Source organism: Adonisia turfae CCMR0081 (genome assembly GCF_011009555.1).
GTDB classification, from domain to species: domain Bacteria; phylum Cyanobacteriota; class Cyanobacteriia; order Phormidesmidales; family Phormidesmidaceae; genus Leptothoe; species Leptothoe turfae.
In genome coordinates this window covers 5,776,374-5,788,805 of sequence record NZ_QXHD01000004.1, presented here as the reverse complement: position 1 = coordinate 5,788,805, position 12,432 = coordinate 5,776,374, and the positions used below count along the sequence as shown (strand labels likewise).

The 12,432-nt window shown below is 47.9% G+C and carries 13 protein-coding genes and 2 pseudogenes; 4 read left to right on the top strand and 11 right to left on the bottom strand.

Going from position 1 to position 12,432, the window contains the following annotated elements:
* The 5 genes and pseudogenes from DXZ20_RS28550 to DXZ20_RS28535 all read right to left on the bottom strand — a co-directional run.
* On the bottom strand, nucleotides 1–637 hold a 637-nt coding region (locus DXZ20_RS28550), incomplete at its 3' end, for a metallophosphatase (RefSeq protein ID WP_163703642.1).
* 27 nt (nucleotides 638–664) lie between these two features.
* Nucleotides 665–1,477: a metallophosphoesterase family protein gene (locus tag DXZ20_RS28545; protein WP_163702504.1), complete on the bottom strand. Its 813-nt coding sequence runs from the start codon at nucleotides 1,475–1,477 to the stop codon at nucleotides 665–667.
* Complete coding sequence (locus tag DXZ20_RS28540) at nucleotides 1,474–2,274, bottom strand: GTP-binding protein (protein ID WP_163702503.1); 801 nt, start codon at nucleotides 2,272–2,274, stop codon at nucleotides 1,474–1,476. The genes DXZ20_RS28545 and DXZ20_RS28540 overlap by 4 nt, the downstream gene beginning before the upstream one ends.
* 6 nt (nucleotides 2,275–2,280) lie before the next feature.
* Nucleotides 2,281–2,415 (bottom strand): annotated as a pseudogene (locus DXZ20_RS38610) (SCO5389 family protein); the annotation flags it as partial.
* Between the two features lie 245 nt (nucleotides 2,416–2,660).
* On the bottom strand, nucleotides 2,661–3,164 hold the full coding sequence (locus DXZ20_RS28535; RefSeq protein ID WP_163659662.1) for a hypothetical protein: 504 nt from the start codon (nucleotides 3,162–3,164) through the stop codon (nucleotides 2,661–2,663).
* 145 nt (nucleotides 3,165–3,309) lie between these two features.
* Here DXZ20_RS28535 and DXZ20_RS28530 point away from each other — a divergent pair, with 145 nt between their 5' ends.
* Complete coding sequence (locus DXZ20_RS28530) at nucleotides 3,310–4,314, top strand: hypothetical protein (protein ID WP_163659660.1); 1,005 nt, start codon at nucleotides 3,310–3,312, stop codon at nucleotides 4,312–4,314.
* Nucleotides 4,315–4,490: 176 nt separating this feature from the next.
* Here DXZ20_RS28530 and DXZ20_RS28525 read toward each other — a convergent pair whose 3' ends face one another.
* The gene (locus DXZ20_RS28525) at nucleotides 4,491–5,543 is read right to left on the bottom strand and encodes an ABC transporter substrate-binding protein (protein ID WP_163702502.1); all 1,053 of its coding nucleotides are present in this window, start codon (nucleotides 5,541–5,543) and stop codon (nucleotides 4,491–4,493) included.
* 56 nt (nucleotides 5,544–5,599) lie between these two features.
* Entirely contained in the window at nucleotides 5,600–6,559 is a 960-nt protein-coding gene (gene gshB, locus DXZ20_RS28520) for a glutathione synthase (protein ID WP_163659656.1), read from the bottom strand.
* A 208-nt stretch (nucleotides 6,560–6,767) separates the two neighbouring features.
* Here gshB and DXZ20_RS28515 point away from each other — a divergent pair, with 208 nt between their 5' ends.
* Together DXZ20_RS28515 and DXZ20_RS28510 are read left to right on the top strand one after the other, a co-directional pair.
* Nucleotides 6,768–7,157 (top strand): nuclear transport factor 2 family protein, encoded by a 390-nt coding sequence (locus DXZ20_RS28515; protein ID WP_163659654.1) that lies wholly within the window; start codon nucleotides 6,768–6,770, stop codon nucleotides 7,155–7,157.
* Nucleotides 7,158–7,375: 218 nt separating this feature from the next.
* Nucleotides 7,376–8,074 (top strand): hypothetical protein, encoded by a 699-nt coding sequence (locus DXZ20_RS28510; protein ID WP_163659652.1) that lies wholly within the window; start codon nucleotides 7,376–7,378, stop codon nucleotides 8,072–8,074.
* Nucleotides 8,075–8,212: 138 nt separating this feature from the next.
* Here DXZ20_RS28510 and DXZ20_RS28505 read toward each other — a convergent pair whose 3' ends face one another.
* From DXZ20_RS28505 to DXZ20_RS28490, 4 genes are all read right to left on the bottom strand, one after another.
* Entirely contained in the window at nucleotides 8,213–8,905 is a 693-nt protein-coding gene (locus DXZ20_RS28505) for an HAD-IA family hydrolase (RefSeq protein WP_163702501.1), read from the bottom strand.
* 145 nt (nucleotides 8,906–9,050) lie between these two features.
* Nucleotides 9,051–9,326, bottom strand: a complete 276-nt coding sequence (locus DXZ20_RS28500) for an ArsR/SmtB family transcription factor (protein WP_006518885.1) — start codon at nucleotides 9,324–9,326, stop codon at nucleotides 9,051–9,053.
* A 139-nt stretch (nucleotides 9,327–9,465) separates the two neighbouring features.
* The gene (locus DXZ20_RS28495) at nucleotides 9,466–10,194 is read right to left on the bottom strand and encodes a 16S rRNA (uracil(1498)-N(3))-methyltransferase (protein WP_163702500.1); all 729 of its coding nucleotides are present in this window, start codon (nucleotides 10,192–10,194) and stop codon (nucleotides 9,466–9,468) included.
* Between the two features lie 60 nt (nucleotides 10,195–10,254).
* Entirely contained in the window at nucleotides 10,255–11,316 is a 1,062-nt protein-coding gene (locus DXZ20_RS28490) for a PstS family phosphate ABC transporter substrate-binding protein (protein ID WP_163702499.1), read from the bottom strand.
* A gap of 652 nt (nucleotides 11,317–11,968) precedes the next feature.
* Between DXZ20_RS28490 and DXZ20_RS28485 the strand changes: the two are divergent.
* Nucleotides 11,969–12,432, top strand: a pseudogene (locus tag DXZ20_RS28485) (peptidylprolyl isomerase); the annotation flags it as partial.

The following is a 12,432-nucleotide window of genomic DNA, read 5'->3' as shown; positions in this document are numbered from 1 at the left end:
TCGCCTTTCCAGGCGTGCGACCCACCGAGCCAACACCCACAACCTGGCGGGGTGTTTTTCCATAGTCCTGAGGCTCTTGCTCACCCTCCAAGGTGGTCACTGTCGAGCGTAGCTCCACCGGGGTAACCCAGCATTCAAAGGTAAGGCCAGAGCGGCCACAAAAGAGATGACTGGCATCGGCCCGAATTAAGCGATCGCACAGTTGAATTGCCGGGGTATCAGGGGTAAGTTCATCGGCATAGCTGACGGTGCTGCCGTGGATCAGTAAACAGTTGTGTTCATGGAAGCCAAAGTGTTGCGATCTCAACCACCGCACCGATTCCCGTGACACAGATTCCCACATAGTTTTTACCCCATCACCTCCAAATTTCTCCATCAGCTCCGGCGCATCCTGCAAGCCGCTCACCCCGTGCAAACTAAAACACTGCTCTTCCCACCAGCCCACACATACCTGGGGCACTAACTCACCAGTTCGAGGAGACTGCAACCGTTGAATCACCGCCTCATTATCTCCCTGCAGGCCCACTACATCCCCCAGGATATAGAGATCGCTCACCGACTGCCGCCGTATATCCTGCAACACCGCTTCATAGGCCGTTAGATTCCCTTCAATACCACTTAAGATCGCCCACTTCACTTAGTTATCTCCCCGTTATTTTAGTGTCTAACGCTCACACACATGGCTCGGATCGTCCGCCCGTTCCGCAAACTCCATGCCCCGTGCTAATCGCCATGCAAAAATAGCAGGCAATCCCTTTTCGAGGATGGCCAGACAGGTCTTGGTATAGTCATAGGCAACTTCCCGTAGTGTGACCTGGGTTGTCTCCGTGTCGTAGAGAACATAGGTGGCATTGGGTCGACCGTGGCGGGGTTCCCCCACAGAACCTGCATTAATAATGCGTTTCAGTTCTGCCTGAAACTGTTGAGAATCCTCAGTTTGAGCCGGACTTTTCACCGTGACCGACAGTTTGGTATCCGCTAACTCTCGCACATAGGGAACATGGGTATGACCACAGAACAACACATCGGCATCGGTAGAGAGAACTCGCTCCAACGCGGCAAAGCCATCCATGCTGGGCAACAGATACTCATGCTGACTGTTGGGACTGCCATGGACAAAACACAGATTGTCCCGTTTTAACGACAGGGGTAATGTGGCCAAATACTCCCGCACGTCGGGGCGAATCTCAGTATTAGTCCATTCATGGGCCAGTTTGCCCCGCTGCTCGGCAAGCTGTGAGGGGTAGCTGCATTCACAGGCATTTAACCCTTCCACAATGTCCTCATCCCAACATCCCTGGCAGGTGGGAATCTCCAACGAGCGAATCCGATCCACCACCTCATTAGGATAAGGGCCATAGCCCACCAGATCTCCGAGACAGTAAATCTGATCAGCTTTCTGGGCGTCAATGTCTGACAACACGGCATTCAGTGCCTCGTAGTTGCCGTGAATGCAAGAAATCACCGCGAGTTTCATGCCATCACCTCTTGCTCAGTCTCTTCTGCTACGGTCTCTTCTTCTGACTGCAATTGTTGGTACTGTCGCTGATATTGGAACAACACATCATCGGCTAAACAACATGCCAGCAATGTTTGAGCAATGGTCTTTTGCTCTAAATTACGACCCACGATTTCCACACCACTAAAGCGATCGGGATGGCCCTCTAGCCACCGGGGCAACTTGAGGTCAGTGTATTCAATGCCCGGTAACCCTTCGACAAAATCAATATAAAAGGCCTGACCATCTGGCAGTTCAAAAATACCCTTTAAGCGCATTACCTGACCGTAAGCTCCCCCCGTCAGCTCAATTAACACTTCATCCAGGCTAGGGGGATCAAACACTTGCCCCGTCAACGGCGATCGCCATAGGGCCGGTAGCTTGCCAGCACTCGATAATTGGCTATGGTTACTGGGTATCACCTCGTCTGCCCAATCGTGCCATTCAGACGTTTCCAGTCCGGGGGGCACAATGGCGATCCGCCGCCCAGGCAACGCTGCTAACAACGGTGATTCTAGATCCAGATGAAAACCTAATTCCATAAAAACCTGGGCCTGGTCGGGCAAGTCAGTCAGCACGGTCGCAGCCCGATCGTCCGCAATGATCGACACCCAGGGAAAGCAATAGCCAATCCGAGCCAAATCGACAGATTCCGCCTGTGACCCCGGATACAAATAAAACAGGGGACGTGAAACGTCTTTGAGAAACTGACTAATCCAGGTGGTTTTACCCACCCCAGGAGGACCAGCCACCAATGTCAGTTCGAGGGATTGCATAGGGCACTAACAGTCTTTAAGCTCAGGGGTTTGGTTCAAAATCTGACTGCGTATTGAGATAACGTCACGATACGCGTCAGAATTCAATGCATCACGGTGAAATGCTGCCAGCCTAGGGCAGTTCTGCAAGGCTAGCTTGACGGTTTACAACTAGGTTTGCATTATAATACTAGAACGATAATCATTCTCATGTTTTGATTTTAGTTAGGGTTGATGCCGTTGCGCCACCCACGACTGTTGTTGTTCACGCGGCATCGCAACGACAATCTAAACATGGCATCGGTGGATTGTGTTCTCGCAATGACATCTTTTTGCACAAACCCTTAACAGACAAGGGGATGCCCCGACGAAGGGTATCTATTGATTATTTTCCATGATCAATTAAATTAAATCTCTATCGTAATTTCGGAAATGGGTTCGCTGCAATAAATGGAAAGCTTGCAGGCCACTTCGACGGCTTCGCGGGGACTATGACCAAGATGTAGTGCCGCTTTGGCAAAGTCTTCACCAGCGCCAACGGCTTCAAATTCGGGCACTTCGTAGATGTCTAGCCCACCGTAGGTACGGAATAATTTCTGATCGTAGGCAATCAAATAATCATTTTCTGGGGAATGACTAGAATCGCGCTTGTTGATCCATTCACGGAATTCAACAAAAAAGTCAATGACTGCTAAACGACTACCATCCACTGGCCGATGATTACGACTAAACAACTCCATCATGGTGCCTTCATAACCGGTACCTGTACTACCAATAACCATGTCATTTTGCTGGAATAGCTTGTTGTAAATCACTTCCTTATCGGTGGCTTTGAGATACCCAGCTACCAAAATGGAGTCAGACGCAAAGGTAATGACGTCTTTAGTTTTACGAGCAGCAATCACAGTCATATAGAGGTCAAGCAGTACGAACGATACTTTACCAGCTAGCCTGGGCCTATGACCTAAGACAATTGTCACAACAACTGTCACACATATACGATCTCGCCCTAGTTAAACAGCTTAAAATCCTGACAGCGTAGCTGTCGTAATTAAGATGACGCCGGAGTCCCTGGATCAGTTTTTTTCAAAATCACAGCAGCAGGAGTATGTGCACCATTTGTTGGGTCGTGTCGGCCTCACCAGACGGCGGGCAGATTGCTTTGTGCGGCTGTGGGCTTACTTACAATTAAAACAAGCGGACATTTCTGAACCTTTGCAGCAATTAAAGCCTATCGACAATTGGGTGGATTGCACCTGCCGTGAGGCAGCCGCACTGTTTTATGCCGAGTCTGAGCGGGGCAGTGAACGTTCGGCTGGGATGATGCTGGATAAGCTGATGGCGTTGGGGTTAATTCAAAAGCAGTTTGATGGTAATACCATTGCGATCGCAATTCCCAAACCGCCAGAACTTATCCAAACCCAGCCTAAACCAGCCCATGTGATCGCCGACCAGTTTGACCCACGCTGCGACGCTATTCCCATCGCCAACCTGCTGGCCAGCCGCTATAACTGGATGAACAATAGCAACACCGCTGTGCCTTATCGCATTACTGAACTATTACGACAGTGGGCCGCAGGCTATAACCGTGGTATGCGCGTATTACGTCGCAGCGATAACCTCAATCCGGTAGGGTTCTGTCTGCTGTATCCCACCACTCGTGATTCCGAAATTCACTTTTTTGGTTCCCCTAACAAGGGCTTACATCTCAGCGGCATTTCTGATGAAGACCCATTTACCCTAGCCAAACCAGGGGATGAATCCTGTCGTTCCATATTTATTCGTAGCTGGAATATTGCCCCTGAGTATGAAGACCAGGCACTGATACTGCTGCAAGATAGTCAAGTCATATTAAAGGCTATGCAGCAAGACTTTCCAAATCTGTGTGATCTCCACACTCTGATTATTCATCGCCATTATGAACCCCTGGCCACTGCCCTTGGTTTTCAAAAAACAGGATTAGATAACCAGGCTGCCATTTATTGGATGTACTTGGCCTTGGATCGTTTTCTAGCCATTGACATGGAAGACTTGCCCCATGCATCTTTGCATCTCTCATAAAAAACCATCTAAACAACAACCGTGTAAGTCATTGTTATCCAGATACAAGAGAGAGTTTTTTATGCCAAATCTGACTTTTTACCCCAATTCAAACAAAAGGTTCCTGTAGGGGCTGTGCCTTGTGCCAGTCCCGTGATACCGGATGCTACCCGTCAAGATTCGTACAGGATTGGTGATCAGTTTTGATAGAAGTCTGCACCTTTGTTAACAAACTCCAGAGTATATGCCTGGGTATAGTCAGTGTCGGCACTAAAGATACCTGCTGTAGACATGTCTTCAAAGAACGTTTTCCAGCGCTCATCGGTCATAGCCCCAATGCCTTTGGCCTCCGAATCTCCAGATATGGCAATGCCATATTCCTGCATTTTCTCAAGGCTATAGGCCAGCTGTTCATCCGTCATTTCAGGGTTGTCTTGCTTGATCAGCTCATTGCCCAGGGAAGGATCTTCAAAGTAGCTATACCAGCCCTTGATGGACGCATCGACAAAACGCTGAACCAAATCAGGATCGCCATCAACAATCTCCTGACGGGTTTCAATCGTAGTTGCGTAGGCCGTGTAGCCATAGTCAGCTAGCAGGAACACCATGGGTTCAAAACCGCCTTCTTTAGCAATGGCTAATGGCTCAGAACTTAAATATCCCTGCTGTGCTGAGTTTTTATCAGCCAGAAACGGACCAGGGTTGAAGTTGTAGTTACGCTTCATATCGTCGGTAAAGCCATATTTAGCTGCTAAAAAGGGCCAATAGGTAACGTTGGCTGCCTTTGAAATGAAGATGGGTTTACCTTTGAGATCAACCAGGTCTTTAATTCCTTGGTCAGGGTGAGCGATCAGAATTTGAGGGTCTTTTTGGAAAATAGCTGCCACGGTAACTTTAGGTATGCCTTCTTCAACGGCTTTAATCGCATCCGCAGCATAACCCATAAAAAAGTCCACAGCGCCCCCCATCAGCAACTGGGTACCGTTGACCTGGGGACCCCCCATCTGAATGGTGACATCCAGACCATACTCCCTATAGATGTCTGCTGCGATGGCCTGATAGAAACCACCATGTTCAGCCTGGGCGTACCAGTTGGTACCAAAGGTAACCTTTTGCAATTCCCCCGCTGCTGATGGTTCAGCTGGGGTGTCAGTAGTCGTTTCAGCTGTGTTACCACAGGCAGCAAGCAGCCCAGTTCCAGTCGCTAATGAACCGTACTGGATAAAGCGACGGCGATTGAATCTAGCCATTACAGATACCTCCGTATTGTTTAGGACGTTGTACCCCCAGAGAGCACTCCATCCAGCTACTTGGTCAGCCATTCTATGACTTGGTGTCCCAGTTTTACCGTATTCAGGCGATCAATTTCGCGAATTCCGGTGGGGCTGGTGACATTTACTTCGGTCAGGTAGCCGCCAATGATGTCAATGCCGACAAAATATAAGCCATCACGCTGTAGCGTGGGTGCCAGCTGTTTGCAGATTTCCAATTCTCGCTCGGTAATATCCACCTTGGCAGTGCGTCCACCAACCGCCATGTTGCCACGGAATTCTTTGCCGGTAGGAATACGGTTTACGGCCCCTTGCGGTTCGCCATTGAGCAAAATAATGCGCTTATCGCCGTCTTTGGCAGCGGGCAAGTAGGTTTGCACCATGACGGGCTCTTGCCCTTGTTTGGTGCTGATTTCAATCATGGAGTTAAAGTTGCGATCGCGACTACTCAGAAACAAAATTCCTTCACCAGCCTTACCACCTAAAGGCTTAAGCACAGCTTCCCCACCCCATTTTTCAACCGTCTCACGGATAACCGTTTTATCCTGGCTGACGATGGTCTCTGGAATCGCCCCAATAAATTGCAGAGCATACATTTTCTCATTGGCAGCCCGAATCCCCCGAGGCGAGTTAATTACCTTGGTTTTCACTGGATCGATGTAATCGAGGATGTAGGTAACGTAGAGATAGGGCACAGTGACCGGCGGGTCAAGGCGCATAAAGACGGCATCCATGGTGTCTAGAGGTTGCCACTGGGTATCGCCGAGGGTATACCAATCCGCCACAGCATCCCAACGATTGTCACCGAGAGTAACAGGAACCAGGGTCACAGGATTCAAATAGGCCATAGCCTGACCCGCAACCACACCCATGTGCTGGGCCTCAGTAATGTAAACCTGGTGACCTAGCTCTTGAGCAGCTTCCATAATGGCAACACTGCTATCGTGGCCGGGGTCTAGCTTAGCAATGGGGTCAATGATAAACGCAAATTTCACGGGGTAGACAAACAAGTAGGTCAGTCTGATCTTGCCATGGGGTGGGACACAAGATAACAGGTAACGTAGGGCCAGTGTTCTGAATTCTGCTGCGAAGTCTAAGAATTTGTAGCGATCACTTACCTACAGAGCATTGACAGAGCATTGTATGTACATAAATCTTGGCCAGAATTGCATTAGAATCCAGAAATTGTGATTTATGTGTCCAATGTCAAACGATCAAACTGCGGTTCTGGAAGCCAATCACGCGTTTTATCGCGCCTTTGAGAAAAAGGATATTGAGGCTATGGAGGCAGTTTGTTCTAAAGGCATTGGCAGCCTTTGTATTCATCCAGGTCGTAAGGCTATTAAAGGCTGGGAAACCATTCGACAATCCTGGATGCAAATATTTAAGGCGACTCGCTACCTGGAAATTGATCTGGATGTAATTTCCGTAGAAACCTCAGGCGATCTGGCCTATGTGGTTTTAGTAGAAAACGTGATGCAAGTTGCTGGTAGTCGACGGTTAGAAGCTAAATCGATGGCAACAAACACCTTTGAGCGTATGGGTGGCCAATGGTATCTGGTGCACCACCACGGCAGCCCGATTGCGGGATAACGTTTTGCCAGATTCCACAAAACTATGATCAAAGGTGTGATTTAGATGGCAGAAAACTGCAACACGGCCACCTTCAAGAAAGGCTAAACTTGGCCCCAATGTGAAAATTGCCAGCGTTCTACACCAGATGGTTGAGGACGAATCAGGCAGCACATTGAGCGTATCCAATGGGCTGATTTCCTGTGAATACCTTATGGTTAGGGGTAGCAATAATAACAATGCTCGGGTGGACAACCACCCTCTATTTTGCTAAGCAGCGACAGGCAAACCAGCAACAGGCATGGCTGTGGTGGCATGGGGCGCAAGCATCTCAACTGCATAACCAAGCAGAATCTATTCGAGACGATGTATTGCAACAAACATTCGCCTTTCGACGTTATTTGGAAAATACCCTCATAGGAAAGAACAGTAATCAGACCGATGTAGCGCAGGCTGAACAGTGGCTAGGGCGATTGCAAGCACTTTATCAAAGCTTAGAACAGCTCAGTAATCAACTATCGCCGCCATTTATAACAGATAGCCTGCCACTGGCGCTCCAGTTTATCGTGACTCACTGGCAACAAACCCATCCTGGGCTCATAGTCCAGCTAAAAAACTCCCCTAGCTGGACGGATTCATCCCTTAATAACAATCAAATAATTCTCTCAATCACCATCAGAATTCTAGAGCTGTTACCCAATGGCGACGACAGCGACGAACAACGACTAGACATAGCGCTAGACCATCAGCAAAATTCTCGCACCCTCACATTGACCCACAGGGGTGGCCAGCCTCAAAATGCAAAATCCTTAGATGTCAAAAAGATTACACACCTTAAAGAAATCTTTCATACTTTAACAAGTGGCAAACTAGACGTTAGCAACCAGGGAAATTCGGTCACTTGCCAGCTGAGCTGGCAGGATCAAGAGAACGGTTAATTGTTGAAAGCTTGCCAACTATAGCAACCTGCTAATGCATATCGCCCAAAGAAAGGCGCAGCTAACGGCTGTTGGCTGCGCCCATAGCTTTTTCTATGTATAGCTTTCAGCAATACCTGGCACTGTGAACTACGGGCGCTAAGCTATATTTTGTAGATAAGATAAAACCTCATGCAGTGAGGAAACAGTGGCTAAGGCGTGCTTTTTTGAATAGTCCGTAGGCGTTTGCAAATCTGGCACCATAATGACCTCCATACCAGCGGTAATGGCAGCCTGCACCCCAGCGTTAGAATCTTCCAAAACCAGGCAGCGGGATGGAGGTATATTTAGCGACCTGGCTGCAGCCAAAAAGATATCTGGTTCTGGTTTGCCTACTCCAGCTTTATCTACGGTGACGATGGCATTAAATCTTGACCAAAGCCCTGTACTTTGCAAACTCAATTGGGCTTCACGGTCACTACTAGACGTACCGACGGCTTTTGGTAAGCCAATCTCATCTAGCCAGTTTAAGAGGGGGTCTAACCCCGGCTTAATCGGGATACCTTGAGCCGCAAGGATTTCCCATCGAGTCATCCAGCCAGTACGAAATTGATCAACCGGAAACTCAGTGCCCAATAGCTGTAGCAACATTTGCTCAGCTAAATCGTTACTACAGCCAACCAGCTGTAGATAAGCGGCCTCATCAATAGCGCCATAACCCAGGTGCATTAGCTCATCCTGCCAAGCTTTATGGAAGATGATCTCGCTGTTCAACATGAGGCCATCCATATCAAAAATGATGGCGGCAGGAAAGGTAAATGCAGTACTCTCCATGGGAACCGAGTCAGACACACCGCCATCCAGTGTAGGCCTAACTGAGGCAACAAAACCGTACTGTCAAGGTTGACAGTACGGTTTTGTTCCCCACGGAAATCAGTAATTAGGATTGTTTATCTTGAATATGAGTCTTTTTTTGACAGGGAACTAATTTAGCAGGCTAATAATTAGAGAGATAGGTCTCCAAAATATTGAACTGCTCAGGATTGAGACTATAGTACATCCAGCGGCCCTGCTGACGAGCGGTCACAAGTCCCGCCTGTTTAAGCGTTTTGAGGTGGAAAGACAGTTTCGACTGAGCGATACTGAGACGTTCACACATATCGCCAACACAAAACTCTCCTTCGCGTAGAAGCTCTAATACTTGAATGCGAATTGGTTCTGATAGCGCATGAAATCCTGAAAATACGTGTTCCTGATTAGCTGAACTATGCATGGTGATCGATTGAATAAACACTAAACCCCATATCCAAACGCAGGTAAAGTTGATAATACTCACCTAAATCGTTTGAATTTTTTTCCAAATTAGCCAAGGTTACGACAGCAGGCCATCCGGACAAATACGCGAGATTTGTTTATATCAACTGCTCTCTAACAGATGAGATAATCGCTAAGGCGGTAAGCGAAGCTGTTGTTGCGCGTAATATCCCGGATCCAAGAGAAACTTCTTGGTAGCCATGCGCGATCGCAACCGCGATCTCCTCAGACGTCCAGCCCCCCTCCGGACCAACCACCACTCGAATCGATTGCTGAGGAGAATCGGTCAAAAGTGTCCGCACACAAGGCAATAGCCCAGGTGCATTGACCCTAGCAGCACAGAAATAGTTCCCTACGGACACGGGTCCGGCTTTGATCCATTCAGCAAACTTGATAGGTGGCTCAAGCCTAGGTACATAGCCACGTTCGCATTGTTCAGAAGCTTCCTGAGCGATCCTCTGCCAACGCACCAGCTTTTTAGGACTGGGGTTAAGCAGGGTGCGATCGCTCAGTAGGGGTTGAATATCTGTTACACCTAACTCCGTGGCTTGACGCACCACATCATCAAACCCTGATTTGGGAAGAGCTGCCGCCAACTCTAGTGTTGAGGGTCGAGTCGCTGTCACCAGTGTGGAGAGAATTTGGGCCTCCCCTGAGATGTCCGTTAACTGACTCTGCCATTGTTGCCCCTCTCCATCCTGGGCAATAAACAGATCGCCAGACTTTAATCGCAGCACCCGCTGTAGATAATGAATTTGCTCACCGGTCAATTGGAAAGTATTAGTATTATCCACCCGCTGGGCTGAACTAATGGTAATGCGCTGCATTCGACAACTGTGGCTGATTCCAGCTCTTCTGACTGACAAAATTTGTAAGCTGGATAGGTCTTAACGTACAGGAACAAAGCCCGCCTGCTCAATCAATGTTTGCCCCTCAGACGATAGCAGCATATTCACGTAGGCACGCCCAGCGGTTTCATCGGTGCCACCATCAGCCTTAACAATCACAAATAGACGCCGGGTCAACGGGTAGTTGCCATTACGGAATCCTTCTTGATTAACCGTATTGGCACTATCTAGACAAGCCTTACCAGTTCGCCAGGGTGCGGCAAATGGCGGAATAAAATTATCTGGCTGCTCTTGGGATGCAACCGGAATGGCATAAATTGAACACTGGTTAACGATTTCAGGAGCTGAAGCATAGTAAATGCCCCCTCTATTGCCCAGCACCTGGCGCAAACCTGCAGTGGTATCCCCCACAAAGACGACGTTCTCACCATAGGCATCTGCATTGATGACTGACTCTAAGAAATACTTGGCTGTCCCTGCCGCCTCTGGCGAGCGACTATAGGCCTTAATGGGTAGATCAGGACCGCCCACTTCCGACCAATTGGCCACGGCACCCGTGTAGATTGATTGAATTTGTCCAATTGTCAGTCCCTTCTCTAAGTTAAGATCTGGGTGAACCGCCAGGGCAATTCCATCGATGGCAGCTGGAATTTGCTCCAGACTAAAACCGCGCTGTTGAGCTGCTTGGTACTCCTCTTCTTTTAATGGCCGAGACGATTCTGAAAAGGATAATTGGCCATCTAAAAGCATCTTGATGCCAGTGCCTGAGCCAGGTGCATCGGTAGACGGCAATGTATATCTCAACTGAAAATCTGGAAAAGCATTAGTAATGGCTGCATTGACGGATGCGTGCACTGGAATCCAGGTGGTACTGCCACCATAGCTATATAACCCCTGAGGCACATTCTCGGCACCGCCTAACTGACCTGAATCGGCAGTAGACACAGCACTGACATCACTGCCGTTATCGCTGGACCGGACCACCGGGCTAGAACCACTCCGACCGCCCACCATCCATGCGGCCAACCCAAATATCCCAGCTATCAGCCCAAGGCCAGCCAGGGTAATGACTATCAGCGTTCTATCTTGTTGCTGTTGCATAGCGAAAATAAACCTGTGCCTCAATGGCGATAAAAAATTCCGTATAAGAGCTGCAGATAATCATAAAAGCTCAACTGTGCCCAATTAATCAATAATTATCGAGAAATTATGATGATCGTTAAGAATTCAATACGAATTAAAATATTCACTGGGCTCAAATAGACTATCGATTCAGGGATCAGTGGCATAAATGTACGGAAAAACAACCGGAATAAAAAACCTCTTTGTGAAGAACTAGTTAAATGCACCCAGCAGCCCATGGGCTGCCGGAGTGAAGCTAAATTTAATATGAACTTATTGTATATGTCTGACTTCCGTAGCTCTATATCCCTGCCAGGACTGGCTCTCTCTCCATACCTAATCAATACATTCTATTGAGTAGATGATTATTACGTGATTTTAATGAAACAGCTTAATCAAATTCCTGTTTTACTAATCTATAAAATTATCTCAAATCTATAAAATAACGACCGCGATAATTTTTGCGGGTGATAGTTTGGAATGGTCTCAGCAATGGGAATTTTCTCTGATGCTAGTTTTAAGCTGCTAGTCCATACAGATTCATTATTGAAACCACCGCCTATTGACTTAATTTCGTACACTTACCAGTCAGACACAATGATACAGCGCTTAGTCCATCAGGGTTTTAATCATGGCAGCAGTTTTGAAAATTGGTAAATCAGAACTTGATATTCGTACGCTGCTAGAGCAGTTACATCAACATCAGCTTTTGCCCAGACTAGTGCAGGAAGTAGTCGTAGACCAGGCGATAGAGGACATTGAATGTGAGCCCGAAGCAGCCTATAAAAAATTTTGTAGTCAACGGAACTTGCTCACTGAGGAGCAGCAACAAACATGGCAAGATCAAAATAACCTGACTCAAGAACAGGCTTATATGCTGGCTTTACGAGAGGCCAAAATTGCCAAATTTAAGGAAGATACCTGGGGGAATCAGACCGAGTCTTACTTTTTAGAGCGCAAGATTAATTTAGATCGGGTGCTCTATTCATTGATTCGCACTAAGGATCCCAGCCTTGCCCAAGAGCTCTACTTCCGCCTCAATGACGATGGGGGTTCCTTTGCGGATTTAGCTCGACATTATTCTGAAGGTCAAGA

Bases quoted from the DNA above. Each gene is read 5' to 3' on its own strand.
- DXZ20_RS28525 (WP_163702502.1), bottom strand. From the start codon at position 5,543: ATGGCTAGATTCAATCGCCGTCGCTTTATCCAGTACGGTTCATTAGCG.
- DXZ20_RS28490 (WP_163702499.1), bottom strand. From the start codon at position 11,316: ATGCAACAGCAACAAGATAGAACGCTGATAGTCATTACCCTGGCTGGC.
- DXZ20_RS28500 (WP_006518885.1), bottom strand. From the start codon at position 9,326: ATGCATAGTTCAGCTAATCAGGAACACGTATTTTCAGGATTTCATGCG.
- DXZ20_RS28530 (WP_163659660.1), top strand. From the start codon at position 3,310: ATGACGCCGGAGTCCCTGGATCAGTTTTTTTCAAAATCACAGCAGCAG.
- DXZ20_RS28495 (WP_163702500.1), bottom strand. From the start codon at position 10,194: ATGCAGCGCATTACCATTAGTTCAGCCCAGCGGGTGGATAATACTAAT.
- DXZ20_RS28510 (WP_163659652.1), top strand. From the start codon at position 7,376: ATGCTCGGGTGGACAACCACCCTCTATTTTGCTAAGCAGCGACAGGCA.
- DXZ20_RS28535 (WP_163659662.1), bottom strand. From the start codon at position 3,164: ATGACTGTGATTGCTGCTCGTAAAACTAAAGACGTCATTACCTTTGCG.
- DXZ20_RS28515 (WP_163659654.1), top strand. From the start codon at position 6,768: ATGTCAAACGATCAAACTGCGGTTCTGGAAGCCAATCACGCGTTTTAT.
- DXZ20_RS28545 (WP_163702504.1), bottom strand. From the start codon at position 1,477: ATGAAACTCGCGGTGATTTCTTGCATTCACGGCAACTACGAGGCACTG.
- DXZ20_RS28540 (WP_163702503.1), bottom strand. From the start codon at position 2,274: ATGCAATCCCTCGAACTGACATTGGTGGCTGGTCCTCCTGGGGTGGGT.